The sequence below is a fragment of the Pseudodesulfovibrio thermohalotolerans genome (assembly GCF_021353295.2).
In the GTDB taxonomy this organism is placed as follows: Bacteria; Desulfobacterota; Desulfovibrionia; order Desulfovibrionales; family Desulfovibrionaceae; genus Pseudodesulfovibrio; species Pseudodesulfovibrio thermohalotolerans.
Genome location: NZ_CP120635.1, coordinates 497,501 through 515,877 on the forward strand (window position 1 = coordinate 497,501; position 18,377 = coordinate 515,877).

General features: G+C 58.7%; 11 protein-coding genes, 2 rRNA genes and 1 pseudogene (1 of these 14 cut by a window edge). 9 read left to right on the forward strand and 5 right to left on the reverse strand.

Features of this window, described 5'->3' with window-relative positions; translation table 11 throughout:
- Together LF599_RS02275 and rrf are read left to right on the forward strand one after the other, a co-directional pair.
- Positions 1-2,114, forward strand: a 23S ribosomal RNA gene (locus LF599_RS02275); it begins 820 nt to the left of the window's first position.
- A gap of 64 nt (positions 2,115-2,178) precedes the next feature.
- Positions 2,179-2,294: ribosomal RNA gene (gene rrf / locus LF599_RS02280) — 5S ribosomal RNA — on the forward strand.
- Between the two features lie 206 nt (positions 2,295-2,500).
- On the opposite strand, the pseudogene LF599_RS02285 reads toward rrf, so the two are convergent.
- The 5 genes and pseudogenes from LF599_RS02285 to LF599_RS02305 all read right to left on the reverse strand — a co-directional run bounded on the left by LF599_RS02285 (position 2,501) and on the right by LF599_RS02305 (position 7,798).
- Positions 2,501-3,650, reverse strand: a pseudogene (locus tag LF599_RS02285) (IS3 family transposase).
- A gap of 135 nt (positions 3,651-3,785) precedes the next feature.
- Positions 3,786-4,847 (reverse strand): IS110 family RNA-guided transposase, encoded by a 1,062-nt coding sequence (locus LF599_RS02290; RefSeq protein WP_279522143.1) that lies wholly within the window; start codon positions 4,845-4,847, stop codon positions 3,786-3,788.
- 855 nt (positions 4,848-5,702) lie between these two features.
- Positions 5,703-5,897: a YwbE family protein gene (locus LF599_RS02295; RefSeq protein ID WP_279522144.1), complete on the reverse strand. Its 195-nt coding sequence runs from the start codon at positions 5,895-5,897 to the stop codon at positions 5,703-5,705.
- 269 nt (positions 5,898-6,166) lie between these two features.
- Positions 6,167-6,670, reverse strand: a complete 504-nt coding sequence (locus LF599_RS02300; RefSeq protein WP_279522145.1) for a hypothetical protein — start codon at positions 6,668-6,670, stop codon at positions 6,167-6,169.
- Positions 6,671-6,742: 72 nt separating this feature from the next.
- A complete protein-coding gene (locus LF599_RS02305; RefSeq protein ID WP_279522146.1) occupies positions 6,743-7,798 on the reverse strand; it encodes an OmpA family protein in 1,056 nt (351 codons plus the stop codon).
- 299 nt (positions 7,799-8,097) lie between these two features.
- Here LF599_RS02305 and rfaD point away from each other — a divergent pair, with 299 nt between their 5' ends.
- From rfaD to LF599_RS02340, 7 genes are all read left to right on the forward strand, one after another.
- Positions 8,098-9,078, forward strand: a complete 981-nt coding sequence (gene rfaD / locus LF599_RS02310) for an ADP-glyceromanno-heptose 6-epimerase (protein ID WP_269942656.1) — start codon at positions 8,098-8,100, stop codon at positions 9,076-9,078.
- A gap of 15 nt (positions 9,079-9,093) precedes the next feature.
- Positions 9,094-11,481 (forward strand): LPS-assembly protein LptD, encoded by a 2,388-nt coding sequence (locus LF599_RS02315; RefSeq protein WP_279522147.1) that lies wholly within the window; start codon positions 9,094-9,096, stop codon positions 11,479-11,481.
- Positions 11,482-11,547: 66 nt separating this feature from the next.
- A complete protein-coding gene (gene mutL, locus LF599_RS02320; RefSeq protein ID WP_279522148.1) occupies positions 11,548-13,401 on the forward strand; it encodes a DNA mismatch repair endonuclease MutL in 1,854 nt (617 codons plus the stop codon).
- Positions 13,401-14,525 carry an alanine racemase gene (gene alr, locus LF599_RS02325; protein ID WP_269942867.1) on the forward strand — a complete coding sequence of 375 codons (1,125 nt, stop codon included), beginning with the start codon at positions 13,401-13,403 and terminating at the stop codon, positions 14,523-14,525. The genes mutL and alr overlap by 1 nt, the downstream gene beginning before the upstream one ends.
- 71 nt (positions 14,526-14,596) lie before the next feature.
- Positions 14,597-14,818, forward strand: a complete 222-nt coding sequence (locus LF599_RS02330; protein WP_272699213.1) for a hypothetical protein — start codon at positions 14,597-14,599, stop codon at positions 14,816-14,818.
- 463 nt (positions 14,819-15,281) lie between these two features.
- Positions 15,282-17,075 (forward strand): HAMP domain-containing sensor histidine kinase, encoded by a 1,794-nt coding sequence (locus tag LF599_RS02335; RefSeq protein WP_279522149.1) that lies wholly within the window; start codon positions 15,282-15,284, stop codon positions 17,073-17,075.
- 39 nt (positions 17,076-17,114) lie between these two features.
- A complete protein-coding gene (locus tag LF599_RS02340; RefSeq protein WP_279522150.1) occupies positions 17,115-18,353 on the forward strand; it encodes an inorganic phosphate transporter in 1,239 nt (412 codons plus the stop codon).
- Positions 18,354-18,377: the final 24 nt, after the last annotated feature.

The following is an 18,377-nucleotide window of genomic DNA, read 5'->3' on the forward strand; positions in this document are numbered from 1 at the left end:
TGAAAGGCCAATCAAACCCGGTGATAGCTGGTTCTCTCCGAAATATATTGAGGTATAGCGTCACATTAGTTTGCCGGAGGTAGAGCACTGACAGGGCTAGGGGCCCCACCAGGTTACCAACCCCTTTCAAACTCCGAATGCCGGTAAATGATGTGTGGCAGTCAGGCTATGGGTGCGAAGGCCCGTGGCCGAAGGGAAACAGCCCAGACCAACAGCTAAGGTCTCCAAATCAATGCTAAGTGGGAAAGGTGGTGGAGTTGCTGATACATCCAGGAGGTTGGCTTAGAAGCAGCCATCCTTTAAAGAAAGCGTAATAGCTCACTGGCCTAGCGATTCTGCGCCGAAAATGTAACGGGGCTAAGCATTGTACCGAAGCTTTGGGTTCACAGCTTGCTGTGAGCGGTAGGAGAGCGTTCTCAGATGGGATGAAGGTATACCGTGAGGTGTGCTGGACTAATGAGAAGTGAATATGCTGGCATGAGTAACGATAAAATAAGTGAGAAACTTATTCGCCGTAAACCTAAGGTTTCCTGGGTAAAGCTAATCTTCCCAGGGTAAGTCGGCCCCTAAGGCGAGGCAGAAATGCGTAGTCGATGGGAAACAGGTTAATATTCCTGTACATGTATACGTGTGCGAAGGAGGGACGCAGGAGGATAGACGGTCCGGGTGTTGGATATCCCGGTGCAAGCGTGTAGGGTTGAGTTGCAGGCAAATCCGCAGCTCTGTGAGCCTGAGACGTGATGCCGTGTCATTAAACTGACTGAAGCCGTTAATTCCATGCTGCCAAGAAAATCTTCTAAGTTTAGCGTATGCATACCGTACCGCAAACCAACACAGGTAGGTGGGTCGAGCAGACCAAGGCGCTTGAGAGAACTCTGGTTAAGGAACTCGGCAAAATGACCCCGTAAGTTCGCGATAAGGGGTGCTCGATTCCGTGACCATTTAGCTATGTGAGCGGATTTGAGACGCAGGAATCGGGGGGCGACTGTTTACTAAAAACATAGGTCTCTGCTAAGTCGTAAGACGATGTATAGGGACTGACGCCTGCCCGGTGCTGGAAGGTTAAGAGGTGGGGTTAGCGTAAGCGAAGCTCTAAATCGAAGCCCCAGTAAACGGCGGCCGTAACTATAACGGTCCTAAGGTAGCGAAATTCCTTGTCGGGTAAGTTCCGACCTGCACGAATGGCGTAACGATCTCCCCGCTGTCTCAACCAGAGACTCAGTGAAATTGAATTACCGGTGAAAATGCCGGTTACCCGCGGAAGGACGGAAAGACCCTGTGCACCTTTACTGCAGCTTGACATTGGTATTTGATTAATAACGTGTAGGATAGGTGGGAGACTTTGAAGCGTGTACGCCAGTATGCGTGGAGTCGCCCTTGAAATACCACCCTTTATTACTTAGGTATCTAATCCATGACCGTGATCCGGTGTGGAGACAGTGTCTGGTGGGTAGTTTGACTGGGGCGGTCGCCTCCCAAATAGTAACGGAGGCTTGCAAAGGTTCCCTCAGGCTGATTGGAAACCAGCCGTTGAGTGCAAAGGCATAAGGGAGCTTGACTGTGAGAGAGACATCTCGAGCAGGAACGAAAGTTGGTCTTAGTGATCCGGTGGTTCCGAATGGAAGGGCCATCGCTCATAGGATAAAAGGTACGCCGGGGATAACAGGCTGATCGCGTCCAAGAGTTCACATCGACGACGCGGTTTGGCACCTCGATGTCGGCTCATCACATCCTGGGGCTGAAGCAGGTCCCAAGGGTACGGCTGTTCGCCGTTTAAAGTGGTACGCGAGCTGGGTTTAAAACGTCGTGAGACAGTTTGGTCCCTATCCTCCGTGGGCGTAGGAGAATTGAAAAGGGTCTGCCCCTAGTACGAGAGGACCGGGGTGGACGAACCTATGGTGTTCCTGTTGTCGCGCCAGCGGCATTGCAGGGTAGCTAAGTTCGGAAAGGATAACCGCTGAAAGCATCTAAGCGGGAAGCCCGCCTTAAGATAAGTTCTCCCTGGACGCAAGTCCCTAAAGATCCCTTGAAGACTACAAGGTAGATAGGCCGGAGGTGTAAGCAACGCGAGTTGTTCAGCTGACCGGTACTAATAGATCGTGCGGCTTATTTAACAAAATTAGGAATTCTCTCTTCCCCTATTGACTATATATTTGAACACCAAGTTCGCCAAATTTTCTTGGTGGCCAAGGAGGAGGGGGGTACACCCGGTCCCATTCCGAACCCGGAAGTTAAGCCCTCCATCGCCGATGATACTGCATGGTAGCGTGTGGGAAAGTAGGTCGCCGCCAAGGAATATTTCAGCCCCCGGTCTTTTTGACCGGGGGCTTTTCTTATGCGGCCCCATGTCAAGGACTCCCTATTTACTCGATTTCCCTATTTCTTAGGCCAGACTCCACCCTCACCATAACGGCTATTAGTTTGTATTCCTTTTCTTATTCGTGCTCTACGGCACCAAGTACCTATTCGGTACGTAAATCAGTTTGTAAAGTCCCCCATCTTAGGGCCAGCTAGTAGTAGAGGCTTCCCGCCGTTTTTGGTGAGAGCCCAGAGGGCAGGGGGTACCCCCTGCCCTCTGGGCTGCAAATTCCACTGGCGTCATGTCGCCTAGCGATTCATGAGGCCGATCTTCGTTGTACTCCCTGATAAATCTCTCCGTGCATTCACGCACTTCGCTCAAGCTATCGAAGATATACAAGTCCAAAACCTCTTTCCCGATAGGTCCGGTTGAAACGCTCAATATATGAGTTTTGCGTCGGCTTGCCTGGCTGTATGAACTCCAGCCCAACACCGTGCTGATCAGCCCAGGCTGCCATGGCCGAACTGGCAAATTCAGGTCCGTTGTCCATCCTCAGCTTTTCCGGGTAACGACCTCTTTCTTCGGCTACCCGGTCAAGTACCCTGAGCACTCTTCCGGCTGGCAGGTTGGTGTCTACTTCCACGGCAAGCACCTCTCGATTGAAATCGTCAACAGCATTAAATGTTCTGAAAGCCCGCCCGCTGTAGAGAGTGTCACGCATGAAATCAATCGACCAACAATGGTTCGCCAGCAGCGGCTGGGCCACGGCTTTCCTTGTCCTTTGGGGGCGACGTTTCTTTGCCTTGCGTTTCAAATTCATTTTCAACAAGCAATAAACCCGCCAGACGCGTTTGTGATTCCAAGGGGTCCCCTGCTTGCGAAGCACAGCAAAAAGCTTACTGAAGCCCCATGTGGGCTTTTTCTCGGCCAGTTCAGTCAAGGCGGCGAGACAGCACTGTAGTCGCGTGGATGTGGCTTGTATGCGTAGTAGCTCCGGCTGACGCCGAGAGCTGCACAAGCCTTGCGAACGCTCAGCTCGAACTCACTGATCATGTGCGTGACGAGCTGTTTTCGCTGAACCTGCCTCAGAGTTTTTTTCGATGACATCCTTGAGAGCCATGTTTTCCAGGCTCAGATCCGCAACCTTCTGCTTGAGCTTACGGTTTTCTGCCTCAAGGTCTTTCATCCGCTCTATGTCGGACGCCTCCATGCCGCCGTACTTGGACTTCCATTTGTAGTACGTAGCGTTGCTCACGCCGTGCTCTCGGCAGACGTCCTTGACCGTCCGTCCACTTTCCACGGATTTCAAAATCCGCACGATCTGGTGCTCAGTGAATCTTGATTTGCGCATGTGAAACTCCTGGGCGCAGTTTGGGCCAGAAGTCTCTACTTTGCAATGGACCTACTATACGGGGACTTTACAAGTTTAAGATCGCCATTTCTATTTTCGTGGTCTACGCCACCAAAGCCCCGCCGCGATCTTTGTTCACGACTGCGTTACAGGTAAGCTGAGCTTCCACAAAAGCGCGGCCAATTTACGAGCAAGCGCAGCTATTGCTTTTTGTGCCACACCATGTCGGCTATAAATTCGGTTGTAGAACTCCCTGGCCCACTCATCTCGCTGCTTCCACACCCAAGCTGCTTCAATCAGTAAACTTCGTAATCGCTTTTGACCGACCGGGCGAAGTGTTGCCTTACCCTTGCTGCCTCCACTTTGCCGCATCACTGGCGCAAGGCCCAGGTAAGCTGTCACCTCTTCGCTGCGATTGAAACGTTCCGGGCGGTAAACCTCTGCCGCAAAAGTCGTGGCCACGACTTCGCCAACGCCGGGAACGGACCTCATGGCGGCAATACGTCTTGCCTCGTCTTGTTCCCGGATGCTTATTCGCAAACGCTGATCCACTTTGCGTTGTGCACAAGCGAAGTACTCCAGTTCATCGAGCAAGCTTTCAAGAGTCTCTTTTGCCCCCGAAGGAAGTTCCACCTGATGAAGTGTGAGTATGGCAGCCTTGCTCCAATGGTCCAGATCGGCAGGCTCCTGCGCTCCAAGATAAAGAAGAAGTGAACGAATCCGTTGTTTAGCTCGACGAAGAGAGTCGGTGAGCTGATGCCTTCGACGCTCAAGAGCACGGAAGGCTTCAGCTTCAACGGAAGGAATGGCGATTGGTCTGATCAGGCCGGAGGCTGCCAGCTCTGCCAGTTTGCGGCAGTCCAGGCTGTCGGTCTTGTTGGTAGCGGTAATGGGGCGCGGGATTCGGCTTGGCGCAGCAACGACAACCGTAACACCTTCTGCTTCGAGGCTCCTGGCCAACTCAAAGCCAGTCGGTCCAGATTCATAGCAAACCGCGCCAACCTCAACAGGTAATGACATGACAAGCCGGGTGAGTGCTGTTGCATCAGCCGGACAAGTCCAGTCCTTCACGGCACTATCAGGTCTGAGCAAAGCCACGCTGAAACTCAGCTTATGGACGTCCACTCCTATCCATACCTTCTCGCCGGAAAACGCTTCAACAAACCGATGAACAGATGATACTTTGAGCTTTGCCATGTCGGCCTCCCTTGGGTTTGGGTTTCACTGGTACTGTTACCAGCAAAACTTGGGAGTCCGACATGGTATTTTTATTGCCCAACGCCCAGCCTTCACAACCCTGCGGGCGCACCTGGCACCCTCATGCCTCTCTCCAATCGAGTCGTTCGCCGGACAAGCTGTATTTCGCGCAGGCCGTTCATTGCAGGACAGGCCGCCATTCGCACACAGCCCAACAGCCGGACAAAACGCCAGCCGCCGGATAAGACTGGTTACTCGACAGGCAGTTGTTAGAACAGGCAGATCTTCCATGTTACCCAGCCCAGGGTAGCTTCCCGCCGCCTTTGAGCATGACTTGGCGGTCACGTTTCCCATTGATCCCACACGTGATCTCCATGCTGTCCAAACATTTCCGGCCCACGCAAGCGTATGCGGGCGACAAACGTATGTGTGAGCGTCTGTTTGGTCGGGCGGGAGATGTGGTCAGAAAGCAGAAGTTTACGCGGCGGAGAGGGGCGGGAGAGGGCGTTTGACCGAGGATGGAGAGCTGGGCAGTGAGTTTGTTCCCCCGCCTCCCAGGCTTCCTTTGTGTGGCCGGGGTCCGCGAGGTTGAACGAGAGCAGCCCCGGACAGGGGGGCGCAGGGTGCTAATAAGCTGTTGCCAACTCACGCATTCAATCAGTTCAGACGCTATCGGGCGACTCGCCAAGAGCGTGCGCGGCGCGATGACGGCCGCACACGCGCGTAGGTTACGCGAGGCTAGGAGAAGAAAGGGGGCGCCGGCTAGAGGGGGGTAAGACCTCGACAAGGCGTTTGGCATGAAAAATCGTATGGAAAGGTTTTCCTTCGTCTCCGCCGAGTGTCGAAGGCGGAATTCTATTCCAGTATCTCCTTTACGCGACCGACCTGGCCGTCGGCGAGCCGGACTTTGATTCCGTGAGGGTGTGTGGGCGATTTGGTCAGCAGGGTGGCGACAACGCCTTCGGTGAGCGTGCCTGTCCGCTGGTCCTTTTTGAGCACTATGCGGACCTTTTGACCCGGTTTGATATTCTTGCGGTTTTTTCCGTCCATGGTGTTTCCTAGGTTTTGTGTTGCTCGGTATTCGGTGTGATGTGAAGGCGGCGAGGATTTGTCCAGTGCTCAGCCCTTTGCCTTTGAAGAGGGGCGTTATTCAACCTAGGACAGGCCGGGGGCGCTTGAATGTCGTTTGCGGCGCGTCCGATCCCGTGAAACACGGCTTTGTCCAGCACCGCGAGCCCGCAGGGCGTTTCGGGTGTGCCGAGGCGAGGACGAGTGTAAAGAGCGGAGCGAGCCGCCCGCAGGGATAACAAAGAATCGGACTATTGCCAGGAGCCTTTTTTGTAGCTGAAGATCTGGCGGTTGGGGATGACGGTCACGGCTGTGAATTCGGCTGCCCGGCAAGCGTCCGGGGAGTCGGCCTTGGCTTCCATGACCAGTTCGCAGAAACGCATGACGCCGACGAACGGAACGGTTTTGGATTTTGAACGGCGAACATTGGTGACGATAGAGTCCATGTCGATGGCGTGGAAGCGGGCCAGATAGGAACCATCCGGCTGCTGCGTGATCTGCATTCGCGAGCGCGCCTGGCAGTGATTGCGGTCAAGCGATTTGGCCCTGGATCGGGCGAATCGCGTGAAGTCGGCTTTCTTTGTGGCCAGTCCCGTGTCCAGGAAGGCCGGCATGTTCTCGACTCGGACGGGGGTGGAGGCGTCGCCCGGAGAAATCGCGGCGAGGTCCTGCGCCCAGGCGGGTCGGACAGAGGCCGCAAAAAAAGCCCCGGTCAGAAAAACGGCCAGTGAGGCATAAACGAAAAATTTGTGCATGGCGTTGAATCCTTCCAACCAGAGCAAAGGGTTGGGCGGCGGTATGCCGCCCAACCTATATGCGCTTTACCTCTATTTGGTCTGGATTTCAACCCTACGATTGAGCTTGCGTCCTTCCTTCGTGGAATTGTCATACTTGGGAGCGAGTTCGCCATAGCCCTTGGACTCCAGACGGTCGGCACTAACGCCGTTGTCGGTGAGCCACTTCATGACGGAATTGGCGCGACGCTCGGACAGGCCCTGGTTGTAGGCCTCGGTGCCGGTGGCGTCGGTGTGGCCGGAGATCTCGTAGGAGGCGGAGGAATCTTCTTCCAGGATCATCTTGGCCTGTTCCAGAACCGGGATCATCTCATCGGTGATCTGGTACTTGTCGAAGCCGAAGTTCAGGTTGAAGGTGACCACTTCCTTGGCCGGGACCGGAGCCGGAGCGACGACCATCGGGGCCGGAGCGGGCTCGGCTACTTCGGTGTAGAAGACGTTCATGGCGTACTTGTTCAGAGCGTTGGCGTCGGTGAAGGTGGCGCCGTCGGCGGGCACGGAACAGGGGAAGGCGGCACGGATACCGTCGACCACGGCCTCGCCCTCAGGGGTCTCGGCGTAGCTGACCACGTGGACGCACAGGTTGTTGCCGTACTTGGCGTACATGTTCTTGGCTACCGCGATCGGGTCGGCGCCGTAGTTGGATTCGCCGTCGGTGAAGATGACGAGGGCGGTCTTGCCGGACATCTTGCCGAGGGTCGGGTTGATCTCGTCAAGGCCGGTGCCCATGGGGGTCCGGCGGTTGAAGATCTCATAGTCGGTGTTAATGGAATCGATGGCCGCCGAAACTGTGGCTTCGGAGTATGCCTTGGGCGGGCATTGCACCTGGAACGGAGCGAACAGGACAACGGCGGAGTTGTAATCAAGGGCCGGGATGGCGGCGTTCAGGGCCTGCATGTCGCTCTTCGCTTTCTCGATTTTCTTGACGCCGTCGGCGTTCCTCATGGCCATGGAGCCTGACTGGTCGAGGAAGAGTATGAAGTTGTCGACTTTTTTGACCATCTTGGCGTTGGCCGTTGCGGCGAACGCGAACGAGAAAGTCAGCATCAATGCAAGCATTAATAAAATGGGTTTTCTGGATTGTGTCATGATTCCACTCCTTTAGAGGTTGTTGACTAGCGTTGAATCAATGTAATAGAAGCCATTATTCTCATTATATACGCATAACGTAGGTGGGAAGCAAGTGGAGTGAAGCAAATTATAAATGGTATGTTTCGCGCCCGCGAGTAGGGAGCGGTCGCCGCGTTAGAGACAAACATCATAAGTGACGTAAGGTATGTTTCGCGCCCGCGAGTAGGGAGCGGTCCTTGCGGTTGCGTCCGGGCCGTGAACACAGTATGTAGAGACGTTTACGCCTCTCGGCGTCATTGAGGCAGCAAGGAGTAGCCATGTATATTGTCACCGGCGGCGCGGGTTTCATCGGCAGCGCCATGGTTTGGAAGCTCAACACCATGGGCATCGACGACATCCTGGTGGTGGACAATCTGTCCACCAGCGAGAAGTGGAACAATCTCGTGGGGCTGAAATATCAGGACTACCTGCATCGCGATCAGTTCCTCAAGTTCATTCTGGAAGGCGAGGACCCGTTCAAGACCGAGGCGGTCATTCATATGGGCGCCTGTTCCTCCACCACCGAGCGCGACGCGGATTTTCTCATGGAGAACAACTACCGCTACACGCAGTATGTTTGCCGGTTCTGCATGGCCCATGACGCTCGGTTCATCAACGCTTCATCCGCGTCCACCTACGGCAACGGCGAGTTCGGCTTCGACGATGACGAGGGCGGCATCGACCGGCTGCGGCCCCTCAACATGTACGGCTATTCCAAGCAGTTGTTCGACTTGTGGGCCAAGGACGCGGGCATTCTCGACCGGATCGTCTGCCTCAAGTTCTTCAACGTGTTCGGTCCCAACGAGTATCACAAGGACGACATGCGGTCGGTTATCTGCAAGGCCCACGCCCAGATTCTTGAAACCGGCAAGCTCAAGCTCTTCAAGTCCTACCGGGACGAGTATCCCGATGGCGGGCAGAAACGCGACTTCGTCTACATCAAGGACTGCGTGGACATCATGGCCTGGTTCCTGGAGAACCGCGACAAGGGCGGCATCTTCAACGTGGGCACGGGAACCGCCCGGACCTGGAACGACCTGGCGAATTCGGTGTTTGCCGCCATGAATCGCGATCCGTCCATCGAGTATATCCCCATGCCCGAGACAATTCGCGACAAGTATCAATACTTTACTCAGGCGAACATGGACAAGCTCAAGGCCGCCGGTTGTACCGTCGAGATGACGAGCCTGGAGGATGGGGCCATGGATTACGTCCGGAATTATCTGGACAAGGACGACAGGTACCTCAAGTCCAGGTAGCCGGGGGACTTCTTTTTGAAACTCAAGCTGTCGCGCATATCGCTGACCGCCGGGGCGCTACTCGTCCTGTCGTTATGCCTGCCGTGGACGATCATGGGCCAGTCGCCGGACCTGAACAGGGTCCGGAAGTACGTGCCGGACGCTCCTGCCCAGGCTCCCGCCGGGAACGAGTGGACCTTTTCCGCCGACCGGGTCTCGGGCGATCACACAAGCGAATACGTGGAGGCGTTCGGCAACGTCTCCCTGAGCTTGGGCGACGACCAGCTTCGCGCGGACTTTGCGCGCTACTACCAGTCCACGGGCTGGGTATTTCTCAAGGGGAACATCCGTGCCCATTGGGGCGGCGACTTCCTCCAGGCGGACGAGGGCGAGTTCGACCTGACCAATATGACCGGCTGGCTCAAGAACGGGAAGCTGTTCATGGCCAAACCGCACATCTACGTCGAGGCCGAGCGCGTGGGCAAGGCCGTGGGCGATTCCTACACCTTCAAGAACGCCAAGGTGACTTCCTGCGCGGGCGAGAAGCCTGCCTGGTCCGTGACCACCGAGGAGGGCGACATCGACCTGGACGGGCGCATCAAGCTGTACCGTTCGGCCTTCCGGGTTAAGGACGTGCCGGTCTTCTTCTGGCCCTACATGGTCCTGCCCGGCCGGGGGGACCGCCAGTCCGGCTTCCTCATGCCCTATCTGTCCAGCTCGAAAAAACTCGGTATTCAGGTCAACCTGCCGTATTTCTGGGTCATCAACGACGAGATGGACGCCACTTTCTACCAGAATTTCATGAGCAAGCGCGGCTATATGCAGGGCGTCGAGTTCCGCCACACCGAGGACGCCTCGTCCCGGGGCCTGTGGCAGGCGGATTTCCTGAGCGACAATATCAGCGCGGCCAAGGAAGAGGACGAGTGGGATGATTACCGGGACGACGGGCTGACCCGCAAGAACCACGACCGCTGGTGGGTGCGTGGCAAGTATGACGGCTGGCTCGGCAGTCCCCAGTGGAAGATCAAGCTCGACCTGGACATGGTCTCGGACCAGAATTACCTGCGCGATTTTCAGGACGGACCCACCGGATTCGACAAGACCCGCGAGGAGTTCCTCGACGTCTTTGGCCGCGACATCGAGAACAAGGACTCCCTGCACCGGCTGAACAAGGCCTACGTCAGCCGCAGTTGGGACCGTTTCGGCGTGGTCGGATTGGCCCAGTACGACCAAAACCTGGCCTATCGGAACGGAAACAACCCGGATAGCATGAATCCGACCGTTCAAATCCTGCCCGAGCTGAACGCGTTCGCCTTCCAGCAGTCGCTGGGCGCCGGTTTCGAGGGGGCGATGGACGCCAAGTACGATTACTTCCATCGCGAATATGGGGATTCGGGGCACCGTATCAAGCTTACTCCCGAGCTCAAGTACCCCATGACAAGCCGTTACCTGACGGTCATTCCATCGATTTCCCTGGATCATACGGCCTACTCCCTGACACACCGCGAGTCCGTGGGCGACCTGGAGGTCGTCGGCACCGGCGGCCGGGACGAGGTCATCGACACCACCAAGATCAAGGACGGCTTCCAGACCAGGACCACGTGGACCGGTGGCTTTTCGGCCTTTTCCGAGATGACCCGGACCTTTGCTATGGACGAAGTCCCCAAGGCCGATCCCAGTCTGGCCGGGACGTCCCGCTGGACCCGGTTGAAGAATTCCATCATGCCCCGAGTGGACTACGTGTATGCGTCCCACGCCACAGGCCAGGAGAAGCTGCCCTATTTTGACACCTACGACCGGGTGGAGGGCAGAAACGAAGTGACCTATTCCCTGACCAGCGTTCTCGACCGGCGGCGCGACAAGGTGGTCCTCTCGCCTGGATCGAGCGGCGAACCCGCCGCCAAGGTGGCCCGCGACTATCTCGACTTCCTGCGCTTCCGGGTGGAGCAGACCTACGACATCCGCGAGTCCCAGCGAATGGACGAGCGCGATCGTTACGAGCGCAGGCCGTTTTCGGATGTCATGGCCGAGTTGCGGATCAAGCCCGCCAATTTCGTGGACTTCGTGACCCGCAACTGGTTCTCGCCGTACAAGGGCGATATGACTCAGAGCGATAACTCTATTCGCTTCTACAAAAGCGGCCTGGGCGAGATAACCGTTGGCTACGATTTCCTGCAAAGCCTGGACGAGTACAAGCGCACCCGCGAGGATTCCATGTCCATCATCAGGATGGAGGGCGAATGGGAAATCAACGAGGCCGTGACCGTTGGGGCGCGGTACCGACACGACTTCGTGGACGAGCAGGATTTGGAACGCACTCTCTACCTGGATTGGGCGGCCGAGTGCTACACGCTCCATTTCGTCTTTTCCCAGGAGTCCAACGACACCCGCTTCGAAGTCGGCTTCGACCTGCTGACTTTCTAGGCGCGGCCGTCGAATCCGGGGGAACCGGGTTGCGTCGCCGTGCGTGATGGTTACAATTATGGGGATATGACCGCATTGTCTGAAATTCGCGTATTGCCTCCGGGGCTCAAGAACCAGATCGCCGCAGGCGAGGTGGTCGAGCGTCCGGCCAGCGTCGTCAAGGAACTGGTGGAGAACGCCCTGGACGCCGGGGCGACCCGCGTGGACGTCACCGTAGAGCAGGGCGGCCGCTCCCTCATCGTGGTTCAGGACAATGGAGCGGGTATTGCGGCCGGTCAGCTCAACCTGGCCGTGACCCGGCACGCCACCAGCAAGATCCGCGATTTTCACGATCTGTCCTCCATAGGCTCTTTCGGATTCCGGGGCGAGGCCCTGCCGTCCATAGCGTCTGTTTCCCGCTTTATCATGACCTCCCGCGCCGCCGGGGCCGCCGAAGCCGCCTTCATCGAGGTGCGCGCGGGCGAGGTTCATGCCGAGGGGCCTGCCGCGCTGGCCGCCGGCACCCGTGTGGAGGTCCGGGACCTGTTCGCCTCCACTCCGGCCCGGCTCAAGTTTCTCAAAACCGATTCCACCGAGAACCGGCGCTGCCAGGATGTGCTCATGCGTGCATCCCTGGCCCACCTCGATACCGGCTTTTCCCTGACGGTGGGCGGACGCGAACTCTTTCGCCTGCCGCCCGGCCAGGCGTTGGCCGACCGGCTCGCCTCCTTCTGGCCTCCGACCGTTTGCGAAAGCCTCAGCCCTTTCGATTGTGAACGCGAGGGCTTTCGCGCCAGCGGCGTGGCCGGTTCCCCCAACACGGCCCAGGGGCGCGGCGACCGCATCCTGCTCTACGTCAACGGCCGCCCGGTGCAGGACAAGCTCATGCTTTCGGCCGTGCGTCAGGCGTACAAGGGGATGCTCCTGTCCCGCGAATATCCGCAGATGGTGCTGTTCCTTGATTTGCCCCGCGACGAGGTGGATGTGAACGTGCATCCGGCCAAACTCGAAGTGCGCTTCATCGATGAGCGGCGCGTCTTCTCGGTCATCCGTTCGGGCGTGCTTCAGGCCCTGTCCGGTCGGGATGAGGAAACCGCTTTCGGATTCCCGGCCTCGGAACCCCGTATCGACCCCGCTCCCGCCGCCTTTTCCGGCGCGGGCTCTGTTTTCCGGGAGACAGGTCCCGAGGAACGCTCCGGGGGCAGCCATCGACCAGAAGGGTTCGGGGAAGCGAAATTTTCCACCTACAAGGCGTTCAAGGAGGACCGGGCGCGCTCCCTGGACCTTCCGGTACCGCCGCCAGCGCCCTTCGTTCCGACAGAGCGGCCGGACGGGTACGCCCCGGACCAGGTCCGCGAACCCGGGCCGGATGCCCTGCGGCCCGCGTCCCTTGCGGGCAGCGGATACACTTACCTCGGTCAGATCGCCGATACCTATCTGGTCCTGCGCCGGGGGGCCGACATGTTCCTGGTGGACCAGCACGCGGCCCACGAGCGGGTTCTGCTCGCCGCCATGCGCGACCAGCGCAGGAAGGGTGACTCCCAACCGCTGGCCCTGGCCCTGGAGCTGCCCCTGCACCCCAGCGAGGCCGAGGTTCTGGCCTCCCTGCGCGAGGATTTGCGCGCCATGGGCTTTGTCATCGAGATGGACGGTCCGGCCAAAGCTCTGGTCAGGGGAATTCCCCCGACCCTTGAAACCGGCGAGGCTCGGGAGTATCTGAAGGACGCCCTGGCCGAAAAGGCCAGGGGGCTGGACGACCTGTGGACCATGATGGCCTGCAAGACCGCCATCAAGGCCAATCAGCCGCTGGCCGTGGACGAGGCCCTGGCTCTGTTGGAGACCTGGCTTGAGACGCCCGAGCGCGAGTTCTGCCCGCACGGCAGGCCCGTGGTCCTGCGCTGGACGCCTTCCGATCTTGAGAAACTGTTCAAGAGAAAATGATGATCGACTACAACAAACTGCGCGTGCGCATCCACCTGGACAACCTTCGCCACAACTACCGCCTGTTCGCCGGAATCCACGATAACGTCATCCCGGTCATCAAGTCCGACGCCTACGGGCACGGGCTTGTCGAGGTGGCCAACGCCCTGGAAAAGGACGGCGCGACGACTTTCGCCGTGGGCTTTGTCCATGAAGCGGCCAAGCTGCGCGATTCGGGTTGCGACAAGCGCATCCTGGCCCTGCTCGGTCCGGTCTCCGACGAGGATATCCGTCTTTTGTGGAGCCACCGCATCCTGACCCCCATATCCCATTTCGCCCAGCTCAGGCGGGTCCTGGCCGTGTCCGAGGAGCTTGGTTCCCTGGAGATCGGGCTCAAGTTCGACACGGGTATGCGCCGCCTCGGCTTTCTTCCCGAGGAAGTGGGCGAGGTCGCGGCCCTGCTCAAGGGGAGCGGGGTTACGCCGGTCATGGCCACCTCCCATCTGGCTCGCGCCGATGAACCGGGCCGTGAGCAGGATGTGGCCTTGCAGGCCCGGCGGTTCCGTGCCGCCCTGGACGGACTGGCCGAGGCCGGATTCGAGGTGGAGGCCAACCTGGCCAACTCCGCGGGAGGCATGATCCACGACGTCTGCCGCCTGGATTCCATGCGCCTGGGCATCGGCCTGTATGGCTGCGATCCCCTTGAGGGGAGAGGCTGCGAGACCCTGCCGGGGCGGCTCATGCCCGCCATGGAGGTCTCGGCTCCGGTCATGCAGGTCCATCCGCTGAAGAAGGGCGAATCCATCAGCTATGGCTGGACTTTCACCGCCGAACGCGACTCCACGGTGGCTATTGTCGGCGTGGGCTACGCCGACAACTACAGCCGCGCCCTGTCCAACCGGGGCGAGATGGTCATCCACGGCAGGCGCGTGCCCATCCGGGGCAGGGTGTGTATGCAGATGACCGCGGTTGACGTGACAGACCTTATGGGTGAAGGGAAAGATGTCCTTCCGGGCGACGAGGCGTGGCTCCTGGGCGGTCCCGGAGACAACCCCGTGACTCCCGAGGACCTTGCCGGGTGGTGCGGGACCATCACCTATGAAGCGTTCTGCCTGCTGGGGCAGAACAGGCGCGAATACGTATAAGCATTTTTCGTGAACGAATAACGTGAGGCCGGACGGGCGCGGCGCGCCGCGGACGGTCGGGGAGCAAAAATATGCCTGCTGTGCAAGACGATGAATGGGTTGTGGCCGAGAGCTATCCCGTCCGGGAAATGGAAGCCAACGGCGTGACCCCCGACTGGGTCGAGGGCAAGTGGCTGGACGTTGCCGAGGATATGGCCCTCATTCCCGAGAACAACGTGCGCCTCATCGTGGAAAACGGCGTCTGCCGTGTGGAGGTCTCCACCTATCTCATGGAGTGCGTGCGCGGCTTCTAGACGAATGGCCAAGGTTCTCCCGGCCCGGACCGGGGTGCGGAATTTCCGCGCTCCGGCCGGGCCTTTTTTCGTCCTGAATCGGCAGATCTGAAACTGCGGCTTCCGTTGCCTGAATTTTACCATCCTTTTTGACACGGTCTCGAACCGTTGCATGTCGGCCGCCGTGCCGCGCAAGGCTGTCCGGGGCGTTTCCCAAACGGGGAGTCGCCTCCGCTCCGTTTGATTATGTGAGCTGATGCAATACGTTGGGTGGCATGTCAGGGGGCTTTGAGCCCCGCGCGGAGGTCGTTGCCCGTGGCTTTATTTTAGTCTTTCCATTGAGCGTTTGTCACAGAACTGTAACAATGGAAAATATTACAATTCGGTTACGATTGTGTTACACAGCGCACGCGCTCGGCGAAAGAGGTACTTGATCTCGTCGATCAACAATGTAACCGCTGAACGCGCGATCCAAGGACAGGCAATGAAACTGCGCTCTTTTCAAATGCGGATCCTGCTGTGGACCTGGGGGCTGCTCCTCATGGCCATGGCCGTGGTCTTTTTCTACTCCACGAGCATCGTGGGCGACGAGCTGGTCACCGAGGCGGAAATCCGCACGCGCCACCAGATCGAGGCCATCGAGTGGCTCATCCGCGACCACTCGCTGTTCGAATCCGATCAGGATTTCGCCGAGTGGCTTGATGCGTTGGCCTTCAAGCTTAATTCCCGGATCACCTATATCGTGAACGGACGGGTGGTGGCCGATTCGGAGGTGCCCTACGCCGATCTCGGATCACTGGACGACCACGGGAGCCGCCCCGAGGTCCTGGCCGCCCAGAAGGACGGCTGGGGGGTCAACGTCCGCCACTCCGACACCCTTGGCAAAGACATGCTCTATGTGGCCCGGGAGTTTTCCGGGCTGACTTCCGTGGACGGGGGCATCCTGCGCATGGCCGTCCCGTTCTCCCATGTCAGCGCGCGCCTGGACCTGCTGCGCACCAATCTCATCTGGCTCTTCCTGGGCACCTTCGCGTTGGCCGTCGTACTGAGCGTTATCATGTCGCACAACATGGGCCGCGACATCCGGTCCTTTTCCGATCTGGCGAAGTCCATCGGGGAGGGCGATTATTCAAAAAGATTGCGGGCCGTGCCCGGCGGCGAGTTCAAGCCGCTGGCCGAGTCTATCAACGCCATGGCCCAGTCCATCGAGCGCAACATCGAACTCATCCAGGACCAGAAGGGGCAGTTGCAGGCCGTATTCGGCGGAATGCGCGAGGGCGTGCTGACCGTGGACGCGCATGGCCGCATCGAGTCCTTCAACAACTCCCTGGACGAAATGTTCAACCTGCCTTCGTCCACCATCGGCCGGTCGCCCATCGAGGTCATCCGGCGCTACGAAATTCAGGATCTGGTGGACCATATCATCGCCGAGCCCGAAGCCGGGCCGAAGTCCATTCAGATCGACATCATGGACACGCGCACCGTCGAGGTCACCGCGGAGCGGTTTCTGGACCAGAACGGGGTGCGCAAAGTCATCCTGGTTTTCTACGACATCACCGAAATGAAGCGCAGCGAGAAGGGGCTCAAGGATTTCGTGGCCAACGCCTCTCATCAGCTTCGCACACCCCTGACCTCGATCAAGGGGTACACCGAGACGCTGCTGGACATGCCTCCGAACGATCCCGAGGCCGCCCGCCGGTTCCTGGAAACCGTGCTCAAGAACGCGGATCACATGGACAAGGTCATTTCCAGTATGCTCGCGCTTGCCAAGTCCGAGCAGGCTGGCAAGCTGCTTAAAATGACGCCTCTTTCCGGGCGCGAGCATCTGTCCCGCGCCATCGACGACCTGGCCGTGTGGGCCTCGGAGCGCGACATCACCTTCCGCACCCGCACCCCGGACGACGAGATGATGGTCATGGGCGAAACGGACGGGCTGCTGCACGTCTTCCACAACCTGCTCAACAATGCGGTCAAGTACAGCCCCGACGGCGGGGTCGTAACGGTCAGCGCGGAAGACGACGGCGAGTCCATCGTGTTTTGCGTCGAGGACCAGGGGCCGGGCATCTCGCGCGAGCATTCCACCAAGGTGTTCGAACGTTTCTACCGGGTGGACGAGAACACCATCGACGGGTCGGGCAGCGCCGGACTGGGGCTTGCCATCTGCCGTCGCATCGTCAAGAACCTGGGCGGCGAGATCTGGCACGACGGCTACGGCGAGGATGTGCGCGGCGCGCGCTTCTGCTTCCGCCTGAACAAACCCGAGGAAACGGTCCTGTAGGCAACTTCTAACCAATTCCCTCGAAAGAGGGGCGATACGATGGATATTTACGATCTGTTCTTATACCTGTCCGTGGGGGCCGGTTTCCTCATGGCCTTCAACCTCGGCGCCAACGACGTGGCCAACTCCATGGCCTCGGCCGTCGGCGCCAGGGCCATCACGGTTAAACAGGCCGTGTTCATCGCGGGCTCCCTCAACTTCGTGGGCGCGGTTTTTCTCGGCTCCCACGTCACCGCAACAATCAGCAAGGGTATCATCAATCCGGAGGTCATCTCGGACCCGAAGCTGGTGATGATCGGCATGTTCGCCGCGCTTCTCGCGGCGGGCATATGGGTTCTGGTGGCCACATTGACCTCGCTGCCGGTGTCGTCCACGCACTCCATCGTCGGGGCGATCACCGGATTCGGCCTGGTGGCGGGAGGACCGGACGTGGTCAACTGGCTCAAGATGGGCGGCATCGTCCTGTCGTGGGTAATCTCCCCATTCTTTGCCGCAGCCATTGCCTACTTCATCTTCACGCACATACGACGATACATTCTCTTCCAGCATCACTTCATCCGCCAAGCAAAGAAATGGGCGCCCATCTGGGTGGCCATTACCCTCTCCATGATCTCCCTTTCCTTTCTATACAAGACACCGGCCGGCAAGTCCCTGAACCTGCACTGGCTGGTATCGTTGGGCATCGCCGGGTTCCTGGCCCTGCTTGCCTGGGCCGCGGCCCGGGTTTTCGTGGGCAAGATCGTCCTCGACGAGGAGGAAGGCGCCGAGGGCGTGGAGCGGGTCTTCCGCAAGATGCTGGTTGGCACTTCCTGCTATGTGGCCCTCTCCCAGGGGGCCAACGACGTGGCCAACGCCATCGGGCCTGTCGCGGCCATCTACCTCATCGCCAAGGAGCATGTGCTCCTCGCGCGGGCCGAGGTTCCGTGGCCCATGCTTGTTCTGGGCGGCTTTGGCATAGCGGTGGGCATCGCGCTGCTGGGGCATAAGGTCATGGCCACCGTGGGCGAGAAAATCACCACTCTGACCAACACCCGGGGGTTCGCCGTCGACTTTGGCGCGGCCTCCACTGTATTGGTCGCCTCCAATCTCGGCTTGCCGGTATCCACCACCCACGCGGCTGTGGGCGGCGTGGTCGGCGTGGGGTTGGCCCGCGGCTTTTCGGCCGTGGATTTCCGGGTCCTGTTGCGCATCGTCGCCTACTGGGTGGCCACTGTCCCGATCGCGGCCCTGACCAGTATAGTTATCTTTGTGCTGCTCAAATGGTTGTGTTACGGCTAGGTTACAAAAATTGAAACAATCCTT